Consider the following 25,281-nt stretch of genomic DNA (forward strand, 5'->3'; position numbering starts at 1 on the left):
TCCGGGACCCACGGGGGTGGCCCCGGACACCCGCTCCGGTTTCATCCGGAACCAGGGGCGAGATCTCTCGTGACGGACATGACGAGGTCATTCGCCTAGGCATCGCGACGAAGCGGAATTCATCGGCTGTCAGTGCCCGGCCACGGACCGCCATGCCACGGGGAAGTCGAAGTAGGTGTCGGGGAAGCGCTCCGGCTGGTAGGTGAAGTGCCACCACTCCTCGGGCAGATTGACGAAGCCCTGCGCCTCCAGCGAACTCTTGAGGAACTGCCGGTTCGCCCGCTGGGCGCCCTGGACGCGGGGGTCGTCGGTGTGCGCCAGGGTGTCGAAGCAGTCGAACCCGGTGCCCATGTCGACGGAGTTGTCCGGGAAGCGTTCGCCGCGCGGCGCGTAGCACGGCACCAGCGGGTCGCCCGGGTGATAGGGCCGGGTGGGCAGGGCGGGCAGCTTGACGATCGTCAGGTCCATGGTGCTGCCCCGGCTGTGCCCGGACTTCTCGGCGATGTAACCGTCGGCGAACAGTCTCGACTTGTCGACCCGCGGATAGAACTCCGCCTTCATCCGCTCGTCGTCGAGATCCTTCGCCCAGCGCACGAAGTGATCGACGGCCCGCTGCGGCCGGTAACAGTCGTACACCTTCAGGGAGTAGCCCCGGCGCAACAGCCCCACCTGGGCCCGGTGCAGCGCCTGCGCGGCGGGCCGGGTCAGGATGCACAGCGGCTGCCGATAGCCGTCGACCGGTTCGCCCACGAAGTCGTGCGGGGTGATGTACCGCATCTCCTGGATGATCGTGGGATCGACGGAACTCAGCGCCACGAACGCGCCCGGCGCCCTCGGCCGGGGCACGGCCCGCGCGGCGGGGGCGAGCGCGGTGACCGCGAGCAGCGCGACGGCGCAGACGCCCAGCCGGCGCAGCATGCGGACGGCCGCCCGAGGCGCGGTGGCCGATCGTTCGGGACGCCCTGGTTGTTCGGGTCGCCCGCCCGGTTCTGTAGATCGTGTCATGTACGCACCCTCTATCAGGTCAACTCGCCCACGGCAAAGGGCGATCGATTAGAGTCCGCGCGTGACCGCCACCCCGAAACAGCCCCGCCCGGATTCCCACTGCGGTGCGTGCGGGACCCCGTACGGCACCTCGTCCGACGCGCCGGGCGGCTGGCCGCGCTCCTGTACGGCGTGCGGCACGACCGCCTACCGCAACCCGCTCCCCGTCGCCGTCGCGCTGCTGCCGGTCACCGACGCGCGCGGAGGCGGTCTGATCGTCATCACCCGCACCATCGAGCCGCAGCGCGGCGGCCGCGCGCTGCCCGGCGGCTTCATCGACCACGGCGAGTCCTGGCAGAGCGCGGTGGTGCGCGAACTCCGGGAGGAGACCGGCATCGAGGTGCCGGCCGAAGAGGTACGCCTCGCGGACGCCCTGAGCTCGCCCCAGCACCTGCTGCTGTTCGGGCTCCTGCCCGCGCGCCCGGCCGACGCACTGCCGCCCCCGCTGCCGACCGACGAGAGCGAGGGCTGGGAACTGCTGCGCGAACCCGCCGAGTTGACCTTCCCCCTGCATACGTGGGCGGTCCGCCGATGGTTCGCGGGGGCCTACGGCGAGGGCCGGGGCGACGGGCCGGCCGGCTGAGCCGCCGCGCGGCCGACGGCGGTTCAGCGCGCCGCCCCGCGCACCCGCACCGGGAGCCCGACCTCGTCGTCCGCGCCGCCCGGGACCCGCTCCACCACCACACGGCCGTCGGCGACCCGGGTCGCGAACCGCTCCACCGTCGCCGGCTCCCAGCCGTCCCCCGTGTCCCGCACCACCAAGCCACCTCCGGTGCGGCCGGCAGCCGGAGCCCACACCTCCAGCTCCAGCCCTCCGTCCGCACCCCGCACCGGAATCACCGAGCCCGCCCGCGCAAGGACGGGGATCCGGGAGAGGGGAGCGTCCAACAGGACCTGACCGGGCCCTTCGTGCGCCTCACCCGTCGCGGTGTCGTACCAGCGCCCGCGCGGCAGCCGCACCGCCCGCCGGTCCGCGCCGCGCTCGAAAACGGGGGCCACGAGCAGCGCGTCGCCAAGCAGGAAGGCGTCCTCGCACGCGCGCAGCGCCCGGTCGGCCGGCGCGCCCCACCACAGCGGGCGCACATAGGGGGCGCCGGTCATCAGGGCCAGCTGGGCCAGCGTCTCGAAGTACGGGTGCAGCCGGCTTCGTTCGGCCAGCGCCGCCCGCGCCGCTTCGAGGACCGCGGGGCCGAACTCCCAGGGCTCGCGCCGCCCCGCCCACTTCGCGGAGTGCGTACGGAACAGCGGCAGCCAGGCGCCGAGCTGGAACCAGCGCAGATACAGCTCGGGCGAGGGGGTGCCGGTGAAGCCGCCCACATCGGGCCCCGAGTACGGCACCCCGCACAGCCCGAGGCCGATGACCAGCGAGAGCGAGGCGCGCAGGCCGGGCCAGCCGGTCGACACATCGCCCGACCAGGCGCCGCCGTAGCGCTGCATCCCGGCCCAGCCCGAACGCGAGAAGAGGAAGGGCCGCTGTTCCGGCCGCAGCCGGCACAGCCCGTCGTAACCGGCCCGTGCCATCGAGAGCCCGTACACATTGTGGGCCTCGCGGTGATCGCCGCCGTGGCCCTCCAGGTGGTGGCGCGCCGACCTGGGCAGCGTCGGGTCCCCGAAGGGCGCGAAGGACACCGGCTCGTTCATGTCGTGCCACACCCCGGCGAACCCCTGGTCGAGCCGCTCCTGGTAGAGCCCGCCCCACCAGGCGCGCGCGTGGGGATCCGTGAAGTCCGGATAGGCGCACTCCCCGGGCCACACCTGGCCCCGCACCTCGCGCCCCCGGCCGTCCTTGACGAAGGCCCCGGCGGCGAGGCCGCCCTCGTACACCGGGTTCCCGCGCTCCGCCCGGACCGCGGGGTCGACGATGGAGACCAGCCGCACACCCTTCCTCGCCAGGTCACCGGCGAGCCTCGGCAGGGCCGGGAAGGCACGCCGGTCGACGGTGAAGACCTGGTGGGCATCGAGGTGGTCGATGTCGAGATGGAGCGCGGACAGCGGCAGGGCGCGCTCGGCGTACCCGGCGGCGATCCGCCGCACCTCATGCTCGCTGCCGAACCCCCAGCGCGCGTGCTGGGGGCCGAGGGCCCAGGACGGCGGCAGGGCGGGAGCGCCGGTCAGCGCCGTCCACCCCTGCAGAACCCGGGCCGGGGTGCCGACCACCACCCAGCACCGCAGCGGCCCCCCTTCCATGCGCAGCTCGCTCCCGCCCGGCCGGTCGTGCCCCGAGCCCGCGCCCTCCTCCCCTTCGCGCAGCAGCACCCGGCCGTCCCAGGTGGTGTCGTAGAACGCGAGGTGGGTCCCCGCGTCCGCGACCACCAGCTGTACGGGCATGGTGATGTACAGCGGATCGTCGTCCGGCCCGAAAGCGCCCCCCGGGTCGGTGTTCCACAGGCGGTACGAACCGTCCCGGAGGCGCGGTCCGCCGGAGCGGCCGCCAAGACCGAAGAACCGTGCGTCGGCGGGCACTTCGGACCGTTGCAGCCACCGGGCCCGCCCCCCGGCGACCGGCTCCCACCAGCGCGGCGGCAGCTCACGCCGCAGTACCCCGCCGCCCGGTGCGCAGACCTCCACCGCTCCGTGCCGGGAGACGACCACGGTCAGGCGCTCGGACACCACCCGCCAGCCGCCGTCCTTGTCCGGTTCGAGGACCGCCCGCGCGTCGGGCTCCGGCGCCCGGCCGGCCAGGGCGTACGACGGCTCGGGCTCCGCTCCGTCCCAGCCCCAGAACACCGCGCCGCCCACGGTGACCCGTACATGGAGCTCGGAACGCGCGAAGCGCACCACGCCACCACCCGGACGCGGCTCGGCGTCCGTGACCGCGCCGGGCACCCGGGCGCGCTCGGGGCCACGCGCCGGCAGGTCCCGTGCGTCCGTGCGGCGCCGCACGAGGGCCGAGCGCAAGGCCCGCAACCCGTGCACCGAGCCGACCGCCTTCACCGAACGCACCAGGGCATCGCCGTTCATGCAGCTCACCCTGCCACCCGGGCGGCTCCGGGCGCGGTGTGTTCAGCTGCCGTTCACCTGTGGTGGCGCCATATGTGCGAGCCCCCGACTATGGGTGGCACACCCTGGTGCGGAAGACGATCACATGGCATCGTCCCTTCCAGCCGCCTCACGCGCACACCCCCTCGCGTGTGTGCGGGACACACGCAGACCACGCGTTACAGCCCGGGAGCCGACCGATGACCTCAGCAGCGAACCCCGATCCGCAGTCCGCGCCCCTGTGGCAGCCGGACTCCGACCGCATCGCCGCCGCGCGGATCACCCGCTTCCAGGCCTGGGCCGCCGAGCGCTACGGAGCGCCGGCCGAAGGCGGATATCCGGCTCTCCACCGCTGGTCCGTGACCGAACTCGACACCTTCTGGCAAGCCGTCGCCGCCTGGTTCGACATCCGCTTCTCCTCCCCGTACGAAGCCGTCCTTGCCGATCGAACGATGCCGGGAGCCGAGTGGTTCCCGGGCGCCACCCTGAACTACGCCGAACACGCGCTGCGCGCCGCCGAGGACCCGGCGCGGGCCGGCGCTCCCGCGCTGCTGCACGTCGACGAGACCCACGAGCCCGTGGAGATCGGCTGGGCCGAGCTCCGCCGCCAGGTCGGCTCGCTCGCGGCCGAGCTGCGCGCCCTCGGCGTCCGTCCGGGCGACCGGGTGAGCGGCTATCTGCCCAACGTGCCGCAGGCGGTCATCGCGTTCCTGGCATCGGCCGCCGTCGGCGCCGTCTGGACCTCGTGCGCACCCGACTTCGGCGCCCGCAGCGTCCTGGACCGCTTCCAGCAGGTCGAGCCGGTCGTCCTGTTCACCGTCGACGGATACCGCTACGGCGGCAAGGAGCACGACCGCACCGAGGTCGTCGCGGAGCTGCGCCGGGAGCTGCCCACCCTGCGCGCCGTCGTGCACATCCCGCTGCTCGGCACACCGGCGCCCGAAGGCACCCTGGAATGGTCCGCCCTCACGGCCGGGGAGACGGAACCCGTCTTCGAGCAGGTGCCCTTCGGCCACCCCTTGTGGGTGCTCTACTCGTCCGGCACGACGGGGCTGCCCAAGGCGATCGTGCAGTCCCAGGGCGGCATCCTGCTCGAACACTTCAAGCAGCTCGGACTGCACTGCGACCTCGGCCCCGAGGACCGTTTCTTCTGGTACACCTCAACCGGCTGGATGATGTGGAACTTCCTCGTCTCCGGCCTGCTGACCGGCACGACCGTCGTCCTGTACGACGGCAGCCCCGGCTACCCCGGGACCGGCGCCCAGTGGGGTGTGGCGGAGCGCACCGGTGCCACCCTGTTCGGCACGTCGGCCGCGTACGTGATGGCCTGCCGCAAGGCGGAGGTGCACCCGGGGCGCGACTTCGACCTGTCCCGCGTCAAGGGCGTGGCGACCACCGGCTCGCCGCTGCCGCCCGACGGGTTCCGCTGGCTCCACGACGAGGTGCGCGAGGACCTGTGGATCGCCTCGGTCAGCGGCGGCACCGACGTCTGCTCCTGCTTCGCCGGAGCGGTCCCGACGCTCCCCGTGCACATCGGCGAACTCCAGGCCCCCTGCCTCGGCACCGACCTCCAGGCCTGGGACGCGCAGGGCAGGCCCGTCGTCGGCGAGGTCGGCGAGCTCGTCGTCACCAAGCCCATGCCGTCCATGCCGATCCGCTTCTGGAACGACCCCGACGGCAGCCGCTACCGCGACAGTTACTTCGACATGTTCCCCGGCGTGTGGCGGCACGGAGACTGGATCACCCTCACCGACCACGGCTCGGTGATCATTCACGGCCGCTCCGACTCCACCCTCAACCGCCAAGGCGTGCGCATGGGTTCGGCCGACATCTACGAGGTCGTCGAACGGCTCCCGGAGATCCGCGAATCGCTCGTCATCGGCCTCGAAGAGCCCGACGGCGGCTACTGGATGCCGCTGTTCGTCCACCTCGCCGAGGGCGCCGCCCTGGACGACGCCCTCCGTACGAAGATCAAGCAGGCGATCCGGGAGCAGCTTTCGCCCCGTCACGTCCCCGACGAGATCATCGAGGCGCCCGGCGTCCCGCACACCCTCACCGGCAAGCGCATCGAGGTGCCGGTGAAGCGGCTCCTCCAAGGAGCGGCCCTCGACAAGGCCGTCAACCCCGGCTCGGTGGACAATCTGGACCTGCTGCGCTTCTACGAGGACATCGCCCGCAAGCGCGCCTGATCAGCCCCCGTAGGTGGCCTCGGACTCGCCGAGCGCGTCCGCGAAGTCCGAGGCCAGCCGCGCGGCCCGCGCGGTCTCAAGGCCGGCCACGGTGACGCGCACTCCGGGCGCCGCCGCCATGCGGAAGCGGGCGCCGGCCGCCACCCACCAGCCGCGCGTGCGGAGCCCGTTGACGACGGCCGACTCGTCGCGCACCGGCACCCAGACGTTCATCCCGCTCGCCCCGTGCGCCGGGATCCCGCGCCGGGCGAGCTCCTCGACGAACGCCGCGCGCCGCTTCCCGTAGGCGACCTCGGCCCGCTCCACCAGGAGCCGCGCCGACGGATCGTCCAACAGGCAGAGGACGGCGGCCTGCAGCAGATGGCTCACCCATCCGGAGGTGAGCAGGAGGCGTCCGTCGTGCCGCGCCAGCGTCACCGGGTCGCACGCGGCGCCGGCCCATCGGAGGTCCGTGCCGAGGTACTTGGTCACGGTCCGTACGTGGGCCCACCGTGAAAGCCCGCCCTCCGTAAGGGAGTTGAGCTCCACTCCCGCGATCTCGGCGGCGTGGTCGTTCTCGATGACGAACACCTCGGGTGCCTGCCGCAGCACGTCGACCAACGCGTCGCGCCGCGCCGCCGAGAAGTGGCCGCCGTACGGATTCTGCGCGCGGGGGCTGCACACGACGGCCCGCGCGCCGGCGCGCAGCGCATCGCGCAGCTCCTCGGGGCGCATGCCCTCGTCGTCCACCGCGACCGCGATGGTGCGCAGGCCCATGGCCTGGAGCAGATCGAGCAGGTGGTGGTAGCCGGGGTCCTCCATGGCCACCGCGTCGCCGGGGCGCAGCTCCGTGGCGAGCAGGCGCGCGATGCAGTCGAGGGCGCCATGGGCGAACGTCACGGAGCCGGACGGTACTCCGTCCTCGTCGAACCAGGCACGTACCCGCTCCTCGAGGCGCGGCAGTCGCGGCGTGGAGCGGTGCGAGCGGGGGCCTGTCGACGGTGCGACGAGGGCCGGCAGGTCCGGCAGGAACGCGAAGTCGGGGTGACCGCCGGCCAGATCCCGCAGCCCGTCCGGCACCTTGGGCGGTCGGCGCGAGGCGACCGCGGGCGCCGCCGCGACCACCGTGCCGCCGCGCCCCCGGGTGACCACCACACCGCGCTGCCGCAGCTCTTTGTAGGCCGTGGCCACCGTGCCGGGGCTCACCGCCAGCTCGTCGGCCAGACGCCGTACGGGAGGGAGCGCGTCGCCCGGCCCGAGGCCGCCGTCGGCGACCGCGCGCTCGACGGACGCGGCAATGCCCTTGGCCGTCGTACCTGAAATCGAATATTGTGCTGCCACGTAGGAAACTATGTATCAGTACATAAAATTCGTCAAGGGGGAGCAATGGACTGGAGCCGCCACCGGGCCGCACTGTGGGAACGCATTCCAGGGGGCATCGACGGCCGCCGCATGCTCTCCGTCGCCTTCGTCGACCGGACCGGCAGCGGACTGTGGGAGGCCGTCTCCGTCCTCTACTTCAGCTACGTCGCCGGCCTCTCGCTCGCCCAGATCGGCACCCTCGTCGCCGTCTCGGGAGCGGTCGGCATCGCCGGCGCCCCCATCGGCGGGCGCATCGCCGACCGGCTGCCCCTGACCCGCGTGCTCGTCGGCCTCCAAGTACTGCGCGCCCTGGCGGCGTTCGCGCTCCTGACCACCGACCACTTCGTCCTGCTGCTCCTGTTCGCCTCCGCGGCAAGCTTCGGCGACCGTTCCGCGAACATCCTCACCAAGCTGTACGCCGCCCGGATCGCGGGCACCGACCGCGTCCGCTACCAGGCCGTCAGCCGGACCGTCGCCAACGCGGGATGGGCCGTCGGCGGCCTGGCCGCGGCGGGAGCCCTCGCCATCGGCTCCACCTCCGCCTACGAATGGCTGCTGGCCGGCAACGCCCTGTCCTTCCTCGGCTCCGCCCTCATCACCGCGCTCTGCGCCGAGCCCCGGACGCCGTCGCGCACCGTCGCCAGGTCCGGCGACCCGGCGGTCGAGCAACGGGCCGCCAACCCCTGGCGCGACCACCGCTACCTGACCTTCGTGCTCACCGAGACCGTGCTCTTCCTCGACGACGCGGTCTTCAAGGTCGGCCTCCCGCTCTGGACCGTGCACGCCACCGACGCCCCGCACGGCCTCGTCCCGCTGCTCCTCGTGATCAACAACGTGATGGTGGTGGGCCTCCAAGTGCCCCTCGCCCGATTCGGCACCACCACCCCGGCCGCGCGCCGGCTGCTGCTCCCACTCTCCGCGGTCTTCGCGGCGGCGGGCGTGACGATCGCCGCCTCCGCCACACACGGAGCCGGCCCCGCGACCGCCTTCCTCGTGGCCGCGACCGCCGCCTTCACCCTCGCCGAGATCATCCACGCGACCGTCTCCTGGGAACTGTCCATCGCGCTCGCCCCCGACCACGCGCAAGGCGCCTACCTCGGCGTCCACGGCCTCGCCCAGTCCGTCCAGCGCAGCATCGGCCCCCTCGCCGTCACCGCCGCCATCGCGACCGGACCCGCAGGCTGGATCGCCTTCGGCACGGTCATCGCAGCCACCTGCCTGGCACAGCACCGCCTGGTGCGGCCACGTTCCGGACCAACGCCACTGTCAGTGGCGCCGGTTACGGTGAGTGAGCATTGATGGACACCGCGCTCAGGGGGAAACATGGCGCACACGCACCACATCAGGGCCGTCCGGCGCACACTCCGCCGTGAAATGCCGGGCACCGTCGGCCTGATCGCCGACGCGCACGACTTCACGGCCATGACGAGATACCGAACCTTCACCTTCGACGACCACACCGCCTACCTGCGCCAGGTCGAAGGCCTGCTGCGCTCGCTCGCCGCCCAGGGCGCACACACCACGGTCGCGCTCTTCGACCCCGACGAGTTCACCGAGTTCTGTACGACGCAGGGCCTCGACCCGGACACGGCGGACAGCCGCACCCGCTTCACGGCCGAACTGGCGGCGGGCGGCGCCTGCGTGGCCTACGCGGGCCAGCCCATCGACAGCCTCGTCCCACAGCTCATCAACAAGGCCGTCCGCAAAGCCACTTGGGAGTACGCCACTCTCCTCCTGGCAGAGGCGGGGGAGTGCGCCGAATGCGGCCAGGACATCGGGCGGGCCGCCTTCGACCGGGCCTCCCACCTGCTCCTGAGCCTCCTGGAAGCGGCCGGCCCCGGCACCCACCACCTGGTGTGCAGCATCCCCGCCCAGCAGGACCAGCTCATCAGCGTCCTGCACGCCCACCGGGACGGATTCGACCCGGCCCACCTCGACGAGACGGACGCCGCGGAGTTCGTGACCGTCCTTGCAGCAGGCATCGCCCTGCACAACACCGGCGGCCTGGTCCTGCGCACCACCGAACCGGGAGTCCCGGACCGCCTGTACGGCTGGCGCCTGCAGCACGACCGGCTCGACCCGCTGACCGCGGGCGAGGTCTTCAGCGCCTACTGCACCGACGCCGAGACCGGCGAACCCGTGCCCCCCGAGCCGGACGTCGACTACCGGCCCGGCTTCCCCATCGACCAGCCCGACATCGGGCACTGAGAGAACGGAGAGAACAGAAGGGGAGATCAGGAGAGAGATCAGGAGAGATAAGGAGAGGGAGCGCAGAAGAGGGGGCGGGCACAGAAGAGGGGCCCCTGCCGCGCCGCGGCAGGAAGCCCCTCTCACACCGACCGGTCTCACGACCGCCCGGTCACTCGCCGGACAGCACCGCCTGCGCGGCCGTGCGCGCATCCTCCGCGGTGTCCGCGGCACGCGCCGCCGATGCCGCACGCTCGCACTGCGCCAGCGTGTGCTTCGCCAGCGTGGAACGCACATAGGGAATGGACGCGGCGCCCATCGACAGGCTGGTCACACCAAGACCGGTCAGGACACACGCCAGCAGCGGATCGGAGGCGGCCTCACCACACACACCACAGCTCTTGCCCTCGGCCTTGGCGGCCTCGGCGGACATGGCGATCAGGTCGAGCAGAGCGGGCTGCCACGGGTCCTGGAGCCGGGACACCGCGCCCACCTGACGGTCCGCCGCAAAGGCGTACTGCGCCAAGTCGTTGGTGCCCAGCGACAGGAACTCGACCTCCTGCAGGATCGAGCGGGCCCGCAGCGCGGCGGAGGGAATCTCCACCATCGCGCCGAACTTCGCCCGCAGCCCCGCCTCACGGCACGCGTCGGCGAAAGCCTTGGCATCCGTACGGTCGGCCACCATCGGCGCCATGACCTCGAGGTACACCGGCAGACCCTCGGCGGCCTTGGCCAGCGCGGTCAACTGCGTACGCAGCACATCGGGGTGGTCGAGCAGCGAGCGCAGACCACGCACGCCGAGCGCCGGGTTGGGCTCATCGGCAGGGGTCAGGAAGTCGAGCGGCTTGTCGGCGCCCGCATCCAGGACTCGCACCACGACACGCCCCTCGGGGAACGCCTCGAGCACCTTGCGGTACGCCTCGACCTGCTTGTCCTCCGACGGCGCCTTGGCGGAGTCGTCGAGGAAGAGGAACTCGGTGCGGAACAGACCGACACCCTCGGCGCCCGCTTCCACCGCCGCCGGGACATCGGCGGGACCGCCGATGTTGGCCAGCAGCGGAACCTTGTGCCCGTCGGACGTCGCGCCCGGACCGGACGAAGCCGACAGCGCTGCCCTCCGCTCGGCGGCGGACCGCTCGAGTTCGGCCCGCTTCTCCTCGCTCGGGTCCACGAAGATCTCACCCGTGCTGCCGTCGACGGCGACCAGCGTGCCTTCTGCCAGCTCACCGGCGCCCGGCAGGGCCACGATCGCGGGAACACCGAGTGCCCGCGCCAGGATGGCGCTGTGGCTGGTGGGCCCACCCTCCTCGGTCACGAACCCGAGAACCAGCGCCGGGTCGAGAAGCGCCGTGTCGGCCGGCGCGAGATCGCGCGCGATGAGCACGTACGGCTCGTCACTGTCCGGCACGCCCGGCATGGGCACGCCCAGCAGGCGCGCCACGATCCGGTTCCGCACGTCGTCGAGGTCGGCGACGCGGCCCGCCATGTACTCACCGGCACCCGCGAGCAGCTCGCGGTAGTGCGAGAACGCGTCGTAGACAGCGCGCTCCGCGGTGCTTCCGACGACGATCCGCCGGTCGACGTCGGACATCAGCTCGGGGTCCTGGGCGATCATCGCCTGGGCCTCGAGCACGGCCTGCGCCTCACCGCCGGCCAGATTGCCACGCGCCATCAGGTCGGCGGCCACAGCTTCCACGGCCTGGCGGGCGCGCCCCTGTTCGCGCCCGTGGTCCGATGCCGGGATCTGCTTGGCAGGCGGTTCGAGAACCGCCGTGCCCATGTGCCGAACCTCGCCGATCGCCACACCGTGGCTCACGCCGACGCCTCGCAGCGTTGTCTCCATCTCACCGTCTCCGATAGTCGCGGCGGTCGCTGCCGCCGCCGTTGTTGTCTCTCCAGTACGCCGTCGCGACGGCGTACTCGTCACTGCCAGCTGAACAGCGCGTCGCCGGCCTTCACATCGCCGCTGTCGACGACATCGGAGAGGGAGTCGGTGGTGGCCTCAAGTGCCACGATGGGACAAATGGGGGACTTGCCGGCGGCCTCGACGGCGGCCGGGTCCCAGCGCACGATTTCCTGGCCGCGCGTCACGGTGTCGCCCTTGTTGACGAGGAGCTCGAAGCCCTCGCCGTTGAGCTGAACGGTGTCGATCCCAAGGTGTGTCAGTACACCGTGACCTTGGCCGTCCACGACGACGAAGGCGTGCGGGTGCAGGGACACGACGATGCCGTCCACGGGCGCCACGGCCGCCGACGGCTCACGAACGGGATCAATAGCGGTGCCGGGGCCCACCATCGCGCCGGAGAAAACAGGGTCGGGCACTGCAGCAAGCCCGATGGCCTGTCCGGCAAGTGGGGACGTCACGCTAGTCATGGGGAGCCTCCCAGGGGCGGAGCTTCAAGTGTCGCCGTCACTACCTGTCCTGGACGGCGTACTGTTCAGAAGGGTAAGTCATAAGAAGTCCTAGTTCCGCACGACAGGTACTGGTTGGCGGACCTAGGTGCGCACCGGAAACGATTTGCCTCGACTCCCGGTGGCCTGTACTGTCGTACTCCTGCCTGACCCCATCACGACACTGTGATTCGGCGGTCGGCGGCACCTACCAAGTCCCGATCCTAACCCGGATTTCCGACTGCGCATGCTGCGAAGACGGTGGTCCGGAGCACGGAAAAGACTTGCTAGAGTCTGAATCGCCGGAAAGCCAATAGGCCGAAAAGCGAAAATCCCCGCTCCAGCGGGTGGCGGAAACGAGAAATCGAATCTGCTAGGCTGGAAACACGAAATACCGAAGGGAAGCGCCCGGAGGAAAGCCCGAGAGGGTGAGTACAAAGGAAGCGTCCGTTCCTTGAGAACTCAACAGCGTGCCAAAAGTCAACGCCAGATTGACAACCCCGTCTCCATTTCGGTGGAGCGAGGTTCCTTTGAAAAGTCCTGTCGGTCCTTGTGGCCGGCAGGCGATTACACAGCGAGGACGCTGTGGACGGGCCGCCTTATTCCGGTGGTTCCGTCCCGCTCTTACGTGATGTGTGCACCCGATTACGGGTAAACATTCATGGAGAGTTTGATCCTGGCTCAGGACGAACGCTGGCGGCGTGCTTAACACATGCAAGTCGAACGATGAAGCCCTTCGGGGTGGATTAGTGGCGAACGGGTGAGTAACACGTGGGCAATCTGCCCTTCACTCTGGGACAAGCCCTGGAAACGGGGTCTAATACCGGATAACACTCCTCAAAGCATTTTGAGGGGTTAAAAGCTCCGGCGGTGAAGGATGAGCCCGCGGCCTATCAGCTTGTTGGTGGGGTAATGGCCTACCAAGGCGACGACGGGTAGCCGGCCTGAGAGGGCGACCGGCCACACTGGGACTGAGACACGGCCCAGACTCCTACGGGAGGCAGCAGTGGGGAATATTGCACAATGGGCGAAAGCCTGATGCAGCGACGCCGCGTGAGGGATGACGGCCTTCGGGTTGTAAACCTCTTTCAGCAGGGAAGAAGCGAAAGTGACGGTACCTGCAGAAGAAGCGCCGGCTAACTACGTGCCAGCAGCCGCGGTAATACGTAGGGCGCAAGCGTTGTCCGGAATTATTGGGCGTAAAGAGCTCGTAGGCGGCTTGTCACGTCGGATGTGAAAGCCCGGGGCTTAACCCCGGGTCTGCATTCGATACGGGCTAGCTAGAGTGTGGTAGGGGAGATCGGAATTCCTGGTGTAGCGGTGAAATGCGCAGATATCAGGAGGAACACCGGTGGCGAAGGCGGATCTCTGGGCCATTACTGACGCTGAGGAGCGAAAGCGTGGGGAGCGAACAGGATTAGATACCCTGGTAGTCCACGCCGTAAACGTTGGGAACTAGGTGTTGGCGACATTCCACGTCGTCGGTGCCGCAGCTAACGCATTAAGTTCCCCGCCTGGGGAGTACGGCCGCAAGGCTAAAACTCAAAGGAATTGACGGGGGCCCGCACAAGCAGCGGAGCATGTGGCTTAATTCGACGCAACGCGAAGAACCTTACCAAGGCTTGACATATACCGGAAAGCATCAGAGATGGTGCCCCCCTTGTGGTCGGTATACAGGTGGTGCATGGCTGTCGTCAGCTCGTGTCGTGAGATGTTGGGTTAAGTCCCGCAACGAGCGCAACCCTTGTTCTGTGTTGCCAGCATGCCCTTCGGGGTGATGGGGACTCACAGGAGACTGCCGGGGTCAACTCGGAGGAAGGTGGGGACGACGTCAAGTCATCATGCCCCTTATGTCTTGGGCTGCACACGTGCTACAATGGCCGGTACAAAGAGCTGCGATGCCGCGAGGCGGAGCGAATCTCAAAAAGCCGGTCTCAGTTCGGATTGGGGTCTGCAACTCGACCCCATGAAGTCGGAGTTGCTAGTAATCGCAGATCAGCATTGCTGCGGTGAATACGTTCCCGGGCCTTGTACACACCGCCCGTCACGTCACGAAAGTCGGTAACACCCGAAGCCGGTGGCCCAACCCCTTGTGGGAGGGAGCTGTCGAAGGTGGGACTGGCGATTGGGACGAAGTCGTAACAAGGTAGCCGTACCGGAAGGTGCGGCTGGATCACCTCCTTTCTAAGGAGCACAGCACCGTCTGCAGACAAATGTTCTGCACGGTCAGCTCATGGGTGGAACGTTGACTATTCGGCACGACAGGTTGTTTTTCACTAGTACTGCTTCGGCGTGGAACGTGAAGGGTCAATCGGTCGGGCCGGGCACGCTGTTGGGTATCTGAAGGCACGGGCTATGCCCGCTGGTCTTCGGTCGCCGGCCCCAGTGCACTCACCAGGTTCTGGTGGGGTGATGGGTGGTTGGTCGTTGTTTGAGAACTGCACAGTGGACGCGAGCATCTGTGGCCAAGTTTTTAAGGGCGCACGGTGGATGCCTTGGCACCAGGAACCGATGAAGGACGTGGGAGGCCACGATAGTCCCCGGGGAGCCGTCAACCAGGCTTTGATCCGGGGGTTTCCGAATGGGGAAACCCGGCAGTCGTCATGGGCTGTCACCCATACCTGAACACATAGGGTATGTGGAGGGAACGAGGGGAAGTGAAACATCTCAGTACCCTCAGGAAGAGAAAACAACCGTGATTCCGGGAGTAGTGGCGAGCGAAACCGGATGAGGCCAAACCGTATGCGTGTGATACCCGGCAGGGGTTGCGCATGCGGGGTTGTGGGATCTCTCTTTCACAGTCTGCCGGCTGTGAGGCGAGTCAGAAACCGTTGGTGTAGGCGAAGGACATGCGAAAGGTCCGGCGTAGAGGGTAAGACCCCCGTAGCTGAAACATCAACGGCTCGTTTGAGAGACACCCAAGTAGCACGGGGCCCGAGAAATCCCGTGTGAATCTGGCGGGACCACCCGCTAAGCCTAAATATTCCCTGGTGACCGATAGCGGATAGTACCGTGAGGGAATGGTGAAAAGTACCGCGGGAGCGGAGTGAAATAGTACCTGAAACCGTGTGCCTACAAGCCGTGGGAGCGTCGCGCATTGAGTTTACTCAGTGCGTCGTGACTGCGTGCCTTTTGAAGAATGAGCCTGCGAGTTAGCGGTGTGTAGCGAGGTTAACCCGTGTGGGGAAGCCGTAGCGAAAGCGAGTCCGAACAGGGCGATTGAGTTGCACGCTCTAGACCCGAAGCGGAGTGATCTAGCCATGGGCAGGTTGAAGCGGCTGTAAGAGGTCGTGGAGGACCGAACCCACCAGGGTTGAAAACCTGGGGGATGACCTGTGGTTAGGGGTGAAAGGCCAATCAAACTCCGTGATAGCTGGTTCTCCCCGAAATGCATTTAGGTGCAGCGTCGTGTGTTTCTTGCCGGAGGTAGAGCACTGGATAGGCGATGGGCCCTACCGGGTTACTGACCTTAGCCAAACTCCGAATGCCGGTAAGTGAGAGCACGGCAGTGAGACTGTGGGGGATAAGCTCCATGGTCGAGAGGGAAACAGCCCAGAGCATCGACTAAGGCCCCTAAGCGTACGCTAAGTGGGAAAGGATGTGGAGTCGCAGAGACAACCAGGAGGTTGGCTTAGAAGCAGCCACCCTTGAAAGAGTGCGTAATAGCTCACTGGTCAAGTGATTCCGCGCCGACAATGTAGCGGGGCTCAAGCGTACCGCCGAAGTCGTGTCATTCATACACATAGGGCCAACGCCTGTATGGATGGGTAGGGGAGCGTCGTGTGCCGGGTGAAGCTGCAGCGGAAGCTAGTGGTGGACGGTTCACGAGTGAGAATGCAGGCATGAGTAGCGATACACACGTGAGAAACGTGTGCGCCGATTGACTAAGGGTTCCTGGGTCAAGCTGATCTGCCCAGGGTAAGTCGGGACCTAAGGCGAGGCCGACAGGCGTAGTCGATGGACAACCGGTTGATATTCCGGTACCCGCTTTGAAACGCCCAATATCGAGCCCATTAATGCTAAGGCCGTGAAGCCGCCCTGATCTCTTCGGAGTTGAGGGGAGTGGTGGAGCCGCTGACCCAAGGTGGTAGTAGGTAAGCGATGGGGTGACGCAGGAAGGTAGTCCAACCCGGGCGGTGGTTGTCCCGGGGTAAGGGTGTAGGCCGTGCGGTAGGCAAATCCGTCGCACATTAAGGCTGAGACCTGATGCCGAGCCGATTGTGGTGAAGTGGATGATCCTATGCTGTCGAGAAAAGCCTCTAGCGAGTTTCATGGCGGCCCGTACCCTAAACCGACTCAGGTGGTCAGGTAGAGAATACCGAGGCGTTCGGGTGAACTATGGTTAAGGAACTCGGCAAAATGCCCCCGTAACTTCGGGAGAAGGGGGGCCATCACCGGTGATGAGATTTACTCTCTGAGCTGGGGGTGGCCGCAGAGACCAGCGAGAAGCGACTGTTTACTAAAAACACAGGTCCGTGCGAAGCCGTAAGGCGATGTATACGGACTGACGCCTGCCCGGTGCTGGAACGTTAAGGGGACCGGTTAGTGACCTTTCGGGGTTGCGAAGCTGAGAACTTAAGCGCCAGTAAACGGCGGTGGTAACTATAACCATCCTAAGGTAGCGAAATTCCTTGTCGGGTAAGTTCCGACCTGCACGAATGGCGTAACGACTTCTCGACTGTCTCAACCATAGGCCCGGTGAAATTGCACTACGAGTAAAGATGCTCGTTTCGCGCAGCAGGACGGAAAGACCCCGGGACCTTTACTACAGTTTGATATTGGTGTTCGGTTCGGCTTGTGTAGGATAGGTGGGAGACTTTGAAGCGGCCACGCCAGTGGTTGTGGAGTCGTCGTTGAAATACCACTCTGGTCGTGCTGGATGTCTAACCTCGGTCCGTGATCCGGATCAGGGACAGTGTCTGATGGGTAGTTTAACTGGGGCGGTTGCCTCCTAAAGAGTAACGGAGGCGCCCAAAGGTTCCCTCAGCCTGGTTGGCAATCAGGTGTTGAGTGTAAGTGCACAAGGGAGCTTGACTGTGAGACCGACGGGTCGAGCAGGGACGAAAGTCGGGACTAGTGATCCGGCGGTGGCTTGTGGAAGCGCCGTCGCTCAACGGATAAAAGGTACCCCGGGGATAACAGGCTGATCTTCCCCAAGAGTCCATATCGACGGGATGGTTTGGCACCTCGATGTCGGCTCGTCGCATCCTGGGGCTGGAGTCGGTCCCAAGGGTTGGGCTGTTCGCCCATTAAAGCGGTACGCGAGCTGGGTTTAGAACGTCGTGAGACAGTTCGGTCCCTATCCGCTGCGCGCGCAGGAACATTGAGAAGGGCTGTCCCTAGTACGAGAGGACCGGGACGGACGAACCTCTGGTGTGCCAGTTGTCCTGCCAAGGGCATGGCTGGTTGGCTACGTTCGGAAAGGATAACCGCTGAAAGCATCTAAGCGGGAAGCCTGCTTCGAGATGAGTGTTCCCACCTCCTTGAGAGGGTAAGGCTCCCAGTAGACGACTGGGTTGATAGGCCAGATGTGGAAGCCCGGTAACGGGTGGAGCTGACTGGTACTAATAGGCCGAGGGCTTGTCCTCAGTTGCTCGCGTCCACTGTGTTTGTTCTGAAGCAATGAACTCCCGCATGCCTCTTTGGGTGTGTGCTGGTCGAGTTCAACTTCATAGTGTTTCGGTGGTCATAGCGTTAGGGAAACGCCCGGTTACATTCCGAACCCGGAAGCTAAGCCTTTCAGCGCCGATGGTACTGCAGGGGGGACCCTGTGGGAGAGTAGGACGCCGCCGAACAATTTTTAGGGGAAAGCCCCGCACCAGATCGTAGAAATACGGTCACGGTGCGGGGCTTTTTCGCGTTTTCTGGCCCTTTGGGAGGCGCCGGCAATGAGCGTCGCCGTACCCCCTGTGCATCCGTTGGCGCTCGCTGACGGTAGGGTCGGGGAGCATCGTCGGCACATTTCCCACAGGAGGCCCCCGGGTGGAGGTCCAGGAGACTCGCGTTCAGACGGACCGGGTGCTCACCATCCCCAATATCCTCAGCATGGCGCGCCTGGTGGGCGTACCACTCTTCCTGTGGCTGATTCTGCGTCCCGTCTTCGGCGGGCCGAACAGCGATGGCTGGGCGCTGCTGGTGTTGGCGCTGAGCGGTGTCAGTGACTACTTGGACGGCAAGCTGGCCCGTCGCTGGAACCAGATCAGCAGCCTGGGCCGGCTGCTCGACCCGGCGGCCGACCGGCTGTACATCCTTTCCACCCTGGTCGGTCTTACCTGGCGTGAGATCCTGCCGATTTGGTTGACAGCCGCTCTCTTGGTCCGGGAGCTGATGCTTCTGGTGATGGTGGGAATCCTTCGCCGCCACGGCTATCCGCCGCCCCAGGTGAACTTCCTGGGCAAGGCCGCTACCTTCAACCTGATGTATGCCTTCCCGTTGCTGCTGCTCAGCGACGGCAGCGGATGGCTGCCTTCGCTCGCGACGATTTTCGGATGGGCGTTCGCAGGATGGGGTACAACTCTGTATTGGTGGGCAGGAATCCTGTATGTGGTTCAGGTCCGCCGGCTGGTGAAGGCGGACGAAGCGGCCGACTGAGCTCGGCGTCCGCGGTCCCCGGCAGAGTCCGGCAGCAGCGCGCGACGCCACAGGGACTGCCCCTCAGGGCGAAGTCGGCAAGACCGTCGTCTCTTGTAGGAGGACGTTACCGACATGAAGGCCGTCGTGATGGCTGGCGGCGAGGGCACACGCCTTCGCCCCATGACTTCGAGCATGCCCAAGCCGCTCCTTCCGGTCGTCAACCGGCCGATCATGGAGCACGTGCTGCGGCTGCTCAAGCGGCATGGGCTCAATGAGACCGTCGTGACCGTGCAGTTCCTGGCCTCTCTCGTCAGGAACTACTTCGGTGACGGCGAAGAGCTCGGCATGGAACTCACCTATGCCAATGAGGAGAAGCCCCTCGGTACTGCGGGCAGCGTCAAGAATGCCGAGGAAGCCCTCAAGGACGATGCCTTCCTGGTCATCTCCGGTGACGCCCTCACCGACTTCGACCTCACCGACCTCATCAACTTCCACAAGGAAAAGGGCGCACTCGTCACGGTGTGCCTGACCCGAGTGCCCAACCCTCTCGAATTCGGCATCACCATTGTCGACGAGGAGGGAAAGGTCGAGCGCTTCCTCGAGAAGCCGACGTGGGGGCAAGTCTTCTCCGACACCGTGAACACGGGCATCTACGTGATGGAGCCCGAGGTGTTCGACTACGTCGAGGCCGACAAGTCCGTCGACTGGTCCGGCGACGTCTTCCCGCAGCTCATGAAGGAAGGCAAGCCGATCTACGGCTATATCGCCGAGGGCTACTGGGAGGACGTGGGCACGCACGAGAGCTACGTCAAGGCGCAGGCCGACGTGCTCGAAGGCAAGGTCGACGTCGACATCGACGGTTTCGAGATCTCCCCGGGCGTCTGGGTCGCCGAAGGCGCCGAGGTCCATCCCGACGCCGTGCTCCGGGGCCCCCTCTACATCGGGGACTACGCGAAGGTCGAAGCGGATGCCGAGATCCGCGAGCACACCGTCATCGGCTCGAACGTCGTCGTGAAGAGCGGGGCCTTTCTCCACAAGGCCGTGGTCCACGACAACGTATACATCGGCCAGCACAGCAATCTGCGCGGCTGTGTGATCGGCAAGAACACCGACATCATGCGCGCCGCACGGATCGAGGACGGCGCCGTCATCGGCGACGAATGCCTCGTCGGTGAGGAATCGATCGTCCAGGGCAACGTCAGGGTCTACCCCTTCAAGACCATCGAGGCCGGCGCGTTCGTCAACACCTCGGTGATCTGGGAGTCGAGAGGGCAGGCCCATCTCTTCGGCGCCCGGGGAGTCTCCGGCATCCTCAACGTGGAGATCACACCGGAACTCGCGGTCCGACTCGCCGGCGCGTACGCCACCACGCTCAAGAAGGGGTCGACCGTCACCACGGCGCGCGACCACTCCCGAGGCGCGCGTGCGCTCAAGCGCGCCGTCATCTCGGCGCTGCAGGCCAGCGCCATAGACGTACGCGACCTGGAGAACGTGCCGCTGCCGGTCGCCCGCCAGCAGACCGCCCGGGGCACCGCCGGCGGAATCATGATCCGTACGTCGCCCGGTGTGCCGGACTCCGTCGACATCATGTTCTTCGACGAGCGGGGCGCGGACCTCTCCCAGGCGGGGCAGCGCAAGCTCGACCGCGTCTACGCGCGCCAGGAGTACAGGCGGGCCTTCCCGGGCGAGATCGGCGATCTGCAGTTCCCCTCCAGCGTCTTCGACTCGTACACCGGCTCGCTGCTGCGCAAGGCCGACACCACCGGTATCGCGGAGGCCGGTCTGAAGGTCGTCGTCGACGCGTCCAACGGAAGCGCCGGCCTCGTGCTGCCCAGCCTGCTCGGCCGACTCAAGGTGGACTCGCTGGTGATCAACCCGGGTCTCGACGAGTCCAGGCCGACGGAGTCCGCCGAGGGCCGGCGGGCCGGGCTCGTGCGGCTCGGGGAGATCGTCGCGTCGGCGCGTGCCGCGTTCGGGGTGCGGTTCGACCCGGTGGGCGAGCGGCTCTCGCTGGTCGACGAGCGCGGCCGGATCGTGGAGGACGACCGGGCGCTGCTGGTCATGCTGGACCTCGTCGCGGCCGAGCGGCGCAGCGGGCGGGTCGCGCTGCCCGTCACGACCACCAGGATCGCCGAGCAGGTCGCGGCGTACCACGGCACCCAGGTCGACTGGACGACCACCTCGCCGGACGATCTGACGCGGGTGGGTCGTGAGGAGACCACCATCTTCGGTGGTGACGGGCGTGGCGGGTTCATCGTGCCGGAGTTCAGCAGCGTCTTCGACGGGGCGGCGGCGTTCGTGCGGCTCCTCGGCCTCGTGGCGCGCACCCAGCTCACGCTGAGCCAGATCGACGCGCGGATCCCGCAGGCTCATGTGCTGCGACGGGACATCCCGACGCCGTGGGCGGTCAAGGGCATGGTCATGCGCCAGGTCGTGGAAGCGGCCGGCGGGCGGTCCGTGGACACGACCGACGGGGTACGGGTCGTCGAGGCCGACGGGCGCTGGGTGATGGTGCTGCCCGACCCGGCCGAGGCCGTCACCCATCTGTGGGCCGAGGGACCGGACGACGTATCGGCCCAGGCGCTCCTCGACGAATGGGCAGCGGTGGTCGACAGCGCAGGTCACTGATGTCGTAAAGGTGTGCGGGGCCGGGCCGGTGGGCGCGGCCCCGCACAGCGGTGGGGCCATTCGGTGGTAGCGGCGCCGACGTGCGACGATGTGCGGCATGCCGCAGCAGCCCCCCGTTCGGAGCACGCCGTCCCCGCCGCCGCGCCCCGACGCGTCGATGTCGCTGCTGACCAATGTGATGGACCACGCGCTCGACGACGGCTACGCCGAGGCGACCGCCCGCCGTGCGGCCGAGGGCGGGGCGGGACTTCCCCGCACACTGCAGGCCAAGCTCGCGCTCGCGGGCGGCCTCGTGCTGGCCGCGCTGGTGGTGACGGTCGGCGCTGCGCAAGCCCGCGTCACCGCCCCCGTCGTCGCCAAGGAACGCCAAGAACTGATCAACCGGGTCGAGTCGGAGACCAAGGCGGCCGACAAGCTCCAGGACGACGTGGACGGGCTGCGGACCGAGGTCGGGGACCGTCAGCGCAAGGCGCTGGAGAAGCACGGTGGCGACCAGGGCGAGCTGGTGGCGCTGCTCTCCGGCGCGACCGAGGTGCACGGTCCGGGGGTGAAACTGGTCGTCGACGACGCCAAGGAGACCGTTCAGGGCGACGGCAGCCGGCCGCGCGAGAGCACGACGTTCGCGGACACCGGCCGCGTCCGGGACCGCGACATGCAGCGCGTGGTCAACGGGCTGTGGCAGTCGGGCGCGGAGGCGATCGCCATCAACGGGCAGCGTCTGACATCGTTTTCGGCGATCCGGGCCGCGGGCGACGCCATACTGGTCGACAACAGGCCACTGGTGCCGCCGTATACGGTGCTCGCGGTGGGGGACGGGAAAAAGCTCAGCACGGCCTTCCAGGACAGTGCGGACGGCCAGTACCTGCACGTGCTGGAGCAGAACTACGGGATCAGGGCGAGCATTTCGACCGCGTCCGACGTTCGTCTCCCGGCGGCGCCGAGCCTGACCGTACGTACCGCACAACCAATGGCCACGGGCGCCGCTAAGGGCGCGGCCGACACAGGGAAGGGCACATCGTGATCGCCGTACTTGGCCTCGTCGTGGGCGTCGTGGTCGGACTTCTGGTCCGGCCCGAGGTGCCCGCGGTGGTCGAGCCGTATCTGCCGATCGCCGTGGTAGCGGCACTCGACGCGGTCTTCGGCGGGCTCCGCGCCATGCTCGACGGCATCTTCGTCGACAAGGTCTTCGTGGTCTCCTTCCTGTCGAACGTCGTGGTCGCCGCGCTGATCGTCTTCCTCGGCGACAAATTGGGCGTCGGCGCGCAGCTCTCGACCGGTGTGGTCGTGGTGCTCGGCATCCGGATCTTCTCCAACGCGGCCGCCATCCGTCGCCACGTCTTCAGGGCCTGACGCCGATGAGCGACCTGAGGAACACCGATCCGGGTGACGGCGACGAGCGGCCCGTCGTCGCACCGAGTGAACCGAGTGCGACCAAGCCCGATCTGACGGGGCGGCAGCGGCTCGCCGCGGGGCTGTGGCCGCCGCGGGTCAGCCGCGCGCAGCTCATCGTGGCGCTTCTCCTGTTCGTCCTCGGTCTCGGCCTCGCCATCCAGGTCCGTTCCAACAGCGACAACAGTGCGCTGCGCGGGGCCCGCCAGGAGGATCTGGTGCGCATCCTGGATGAACTGGATTCCCGCACCAAGCGTCTTGAGGATGAGAAGCAGCGTCTCGACGGCCAGCGCACCGAGCTGGAGACCAGCTCCAACCAGGCGGAAGAGGCACGCAAGCAGACCGTGGAGAAGGAACGGCAGCTCGGCATTCTGGCCGGCACGGTCGCGGCGCAGGGGCCGGGCATCACGTTGACGATCACGGACCCGAAGGGTGCAGTCGAGTCCGACAAGGTACTTGACACCGTGCAGGAACTGCGCGCTGCAGGGGCCGAGGCGATCCAGATCAATGACGTCCGTGTGGTGGCGAACACCTATTTCTCGGACGAGACCGGCGGCATCGGCGTGGACGGAACGAAGGTGAGCGCGCCGTACGTCTTCAAGGTGATCGGCAGGCCGCAGGATCTGGAGCCGGCGCTCAACATCCCCGGCGGAGTGGTGCAGACTTTGGAGAAGGAGCAGGCCACCGCCACTGTGGCCCGCTCGGAGAAGATCGTCGTGAACGCCTTGCGGGTCGCGAAGCGGCCTGACTACGCTCAGTCGTCCTCGCACTGAAGGGGGCACACGTGAGGGCTGTCGGACAAGAGCAGCAGGTTGCGGGGGGTCGCCGCTCCGTAACAGTGGTGCGTGGTGGAAACTGTTTGGCGGATACGGACGTTGTGAGGATGTCCGGGTCGGCCGGTGTGTTGATTCTGGGTTCGTCCTGCCCCACGGGCGGGTCTATTTCGGTCAAGGGGAATCGCCCGTGAAGTTGTTTGCGAAGTTGTTCGGCAAGAGCGCACGCCAGGACGGCGGCAGCGCCGCCAGGCACCGTGCTCCGCGCGCCGATGGGACAGAGGAGCAGGGCGGCGAGCGTCCGCTGTTCCGCGACGAGGTGGCCGGTTCCGGTGGTGACATTCCGGGCGCGTCGTCTGTTGACCCTGCGGGTGCCGGGCGCATAGGTTTCGGGGAATCGTCAACCTCAAGTACGGGTGGAGGGTTTGGCTCCGACCCGTATGCCACCAGTGCTCACGCGGTGCCGCCGCGGCAGGAGGATCCGTCGATGTCGGGCTTGCCTGTTTGTACGAGGTGTGGGCACAGCAACCCCGCAGCCAGCCGCTTCTGCTCCAACTGCGGCGCGCCGCTGCGCCCGGGTGTCGTTCCGGAGCGCGCCTCCGAGACGACGTCGACCATCTCCATCTCGGGCCTTGAGGCGTACGACGCCGAGGTGACCGGGCAGACGCAGCTGCCGTCGCTCTCCCCGGAGGCACAGGCCGCCGTGGACGCCCTGCCGCTCGGCTCGGCGCTCCTGGTGGTGCGCCGCGGGCCGAACTCGGGAAGCCGCTTCCTGCTGGACGGCGAGCTGACCACGGCGGGCCGTCACCCGCAGAGCGACATCTTCCTGGACGACGTGACGGTCTCGCGCCGCCACGTGGAGTTCCGGCGGGGTGCCGACGGGCGCTTCACGGTCTCCGACGTCGGCAGCCTCAACGGCACCTACGTGAACCGCGAGCGGATCGACGCGGTCGACCTGGCCAATGGCGACGAGGTCCAGATCGGGAAGTACCGGCTGGTCTTCTACGCGAGCCAGCGCGCTCTCTGAGATCCGGCAGGGAAGGTCCATGCTGCAGACACCGACGGGCGGTGCCGGATCGGGCACCGCCACCGCGGGCCGGCTGATGAGCATCGGCGGCGTGCTGAATCAGTTGCGCGACGAATTTCCCGAAGTGACGATCTCGAAGATCCGCTTTCTGGAGTCCGAGGGCCTGGTCGAGCCGAGGCGTACGCCATCGGGGTACCGCAAGTTCACCGCGGGCGATGTCGAGCGGCTGGCTCAGGTGCTCCGCATGCAGCGGGACCACTACCTGCCGCTTCGGGTGATCCGCGAGCACCTGGACGCTCTCAGCCGCGGTGAAGAGCCCTCGCTGCCGGCCCCGGGCGGTTCCCGGGAGCCGTTCGACGCGCTGGGCGAGCCGGACGGGGACCGGCCCACGGCGGCCCGGCTGGGCCGGGCGGAGCTGATGGCGGCCGCCGAGGTCAGCGAGGCGGAGCTCGCCGAATGGGAGTCGTACGGCCTGATCACGCCGGGGTCCGAGGGCGGCTTCGACGCCGAGTCGGTGAACGTGGCCCGTCTTGTGGCGGATCTGGGGCGATTTGGTCTCGAACCTCGTCACCTGCGTGCCATGAAGGCCGCCGCGGACCGCGAGGCGGGGCTGGTCGAGCAGGTGGTGGCGCCCCTGCGACTGCACCGCAATCCGCAGACCAGGGCCCATGCGGAGGCCACCGCGAAAGAGCTCGCGGCGCTCTCCGTCCGGCTTCACGCGGCGCTCGTACAGACCGCCCTGGGTGTCCGGCTTCACTGA

Annotated in this window: 16 protein-coding genes and 3 rRNA genes; 14 read left to right on the forward strand and 5 right to left on the reverse strand. The window is 67.7% G+C overall.

The features are described 5' to 3' along the window. Positions 1-129 precede the first annotated feature (129 nt). Positions 130-918: a M15 family metallopeptidase gene (locus OG432_RS29800; RefSeq protein ID WP_328314041.1), complete on the reverse strand. Its 789-nt coding sequence runs from the start codon at positions 916-918 to the stop codon at positions 130-132. Between the two features lie 148 nt (positions 919-1,066). Between OG432_RS29800 and OG432_RS29805 the strand changes: the two genes are divergently transcribed. Beyond that, positions 1,067-1,627 carry an NUDIX domain-containing protein gene (locus tag OG432_RS29805; RefSeq protein WP_328314042.1) on the forward strand — a complete coding sequence of 187 codons (561 nt, stop codon included), beginning with the start codon at positions 1,067-1,069 and terminating at the stop codon, positions 1,625-1,627. A gap of 23 nt (positions 1,628-1,650) precedes the next feature. Here the strand turns inward: OG432_RS29805 and OG432_RS29810 are convergent, their stop codons facing one another. After that, entirely contained in the window at positions 1,651-4,005 is a 2,355-nt protein-coding gene (locus OG432_RS29810) for a glycoside hydrolase family 31 protein (RefSeq protein WP_328314043.1), read from the reverse strand. Positions 4,006-4,223: 218 nt separating this feature from the next. Between OG432_RS29810 and OG432_RS29815 the strand changes: the two genes are divergently transcribed. Further along, positions 4,224-6,212 (forward strand): acetoacetate--CoA ligase, encoded by a 1,989-nt coding sequence (locus OG432_RS29815; RefSeq protein ID WP_328314044.1) that lies wholly within the window; start codon positions 4,224-4,226, stop codon positions 6,210-6,212. On the opposite strand, the gene OG432_RS29820 is transcribed toward OG432_RS29815, so the two are convergent. Beyond that, a complete protein-coding gene (locus OG432_RS29820) occupies positions 6,213-7,532 on the reverse strand; it encodes an aminotransferase class I/II-fold pyridoxal phosphate-dependent enzyme (protein WP_328314045.1) in 1,320 nt (439 codons plus the stop codon). It lies immediately after the preceding gene. A gap of 45 nt (positions 7,533-7,577) precedes the next feature. On the opposite strand from OG432_RS29820, the gene OG432_RS29825 reads away from it, so the two are divergent. Together OG432_RS29825 and OG432_RS29830 are read left to right on the forward strand one after the other, a co-directional pair. Next, positions 7,578-8,852, forward strand: a complete 1,275-nt coding sequence (locus tag OG432_RS29825) for an MFS transporter (RefSeq protein WP_328314046.1) — start codon at positions 7,578-7,580, stop codon at positions 8,850-8,852. 24 nt (positions 8,853-8,876) lie between these two features. After that, positions 8,877-9,761, forward strand: a complete 885-nt coding sequence (locus OG432_RS29830; RefSeq protein WP_328314047.1) for a hypothetical protein — start codon at positions 8,877-8,879, stop codon at positions 9,759-9,761. Positions 9,762-9,912: 151 nt separating this feature from the next. On the opposite strand, the gene ptsP is transcribed toward OG432_RS29830, so the two are convergent. Together ptsP and OG432_RS29840 are read right to left on the reverse strand one after the other, a co-directional pair. Then, entirely contained in the window at positions 9,913-11,583 is a 1,671-nt protein-coding gene (ptsP, locus tag OG432_RS29835) for a phosphoenolpyruvate--protein phosphotransferase (RefSeq protein WP_328314048.1), read from the reverse strand. An 80-nt stretch (positions 11,584-11,663) separates the two neighbouring features. Continuing rightward, positions 11,664-12,113: a PTS sugar transporter subunit IIA gene (locus OG432_RS29840; RefSeq protein WP_328314049.1), complete on the reverse strand. Its 450-nt coding sequence runs from the start codon at positions 12,111-12,113 to the stop codon at positions 11,664-11,666. Between the two features lie 676 nt (positions 12,114-12,789). On the opposite strand from OG432_RS29840, the gene OG432_RS29845 reads away from it, so the two are divergent. The 10 genes from OG432_RS29845 (at position 12,790) to ftsR (ending at position 25,281) form a co-directional block, all read left to right on the forward strand. Further along, positions 12,790-14,315 (forward strand): 16S ribosomal RNA (locus tag OG432_RS29845). 279 nt (positions 14,316-14,594) lie between these two features. Beyond that, positions 14,595-17,719, forward strand: a 23S ribosomal RNA gene (locus tag OG432_RS29850). 90 nt (positions 17,720-17,809) lie between these two features. After that, positions 17,810-17,926, forward strand: a 5S ribosomal RNA gene (gene rrf, locus OG432_RS29855). Together the 16S, 23S and 5S rRNA genes form the textbook arrangement of a ribosomal RNA operon. Before the next feature lie 187 nt (positions 17,927-18,113). Continuing rightward, complete coding sequence (locus OG432_RS29860; protein WP_328314050.1) at positions 18,114-18,722, forward strand: CDP-alcohol phosphatidyltransferase family protein; 609 nt, start codon at positions 18,114-18,116, stop codon at positions 18,720-18,722. 114 nt (positions 18,723-18,836) lie between these two features. Beyond that, a complete protein-coding gene (locus OG432_RS29865; RefSeq protein ID WP_328314051.1) occupies positions 18,837-21,332 on the forward strand; it encodes a mannose-1-phosphate guanyltransferase in 2,496 nt (831 codons plus the stop codon). Between the two features lie 88 nt (positions 21,333-21,420). Continuing rightward, positions 21,421-22,353 carry a DUF881 domain-containing protein gene (locus tag OG432_RS29870; RefSeq protein WP_328314052.1) on the forward strand — a complete coding sequence of 311 codons (933 nt, stop codon included), beginning with the start codon at positions 21,421-21,423 and terminating at the stop codon, positions 22,351-22,353. Beyond that, complete coding sequence (locus OG432_RS29875) at positions 22,350-22,682, forward strand: small basic family protein (protein WP_003970459.1); 333 nt, start codon at positions 22,350-22,352, stop codon at positions 22,680-22,682. The genes OG432_RS29870 and OG432_RS29875 overlap by 4 nt, the downstream gene beginning before the upstream one ends. 5 nt (positions 22,683-22,687) lie before the next feature. Beyond that, positions 22,688-23,494, forward strand: coding sequence for a DUF881 domain-containing protein (locus OG432_RS29880; protein ID WP_328314053.1), 807 nt, complete (start codon positions 22,688-22,690; stop codon positions 23,492-23,494). 82 nt (positions 23,495-23,576) lie between these two features. Then, positions 23,577-24,521 carry an FHA domain-containing protein gene (locus tag OG432_RS29885; RefSeq protein ID WP_328315299.1) on the forward strand — a complete coding sequence of 315 codons (945 nt, stop codon included), beginning with the start codon at positions 23,577-23,579 and terminating at the stop codon, positions 24,519-24,521. Positions 24,522-24,540: 19 nt separating this feature from the next. Further along, positions 24,541-25,281, forward strand: coding sequence for a transcriptional regulator FtsR (gene ftsR, locus OG432_RS29890; RefSeq protein ID WP_328314054.1), 741 nt, complete (start codon positions 24,541-24,543; stop codon positions 25,279-25,281).

Source organism: Streptomyces sp. NBC_00442 (assembly GCF_036014195.1).
Lineage (GTDB): Bacteria > Actinomycetota > Actinomycetes > Streptomycetales > Streptomycetaceae > Streptomyces.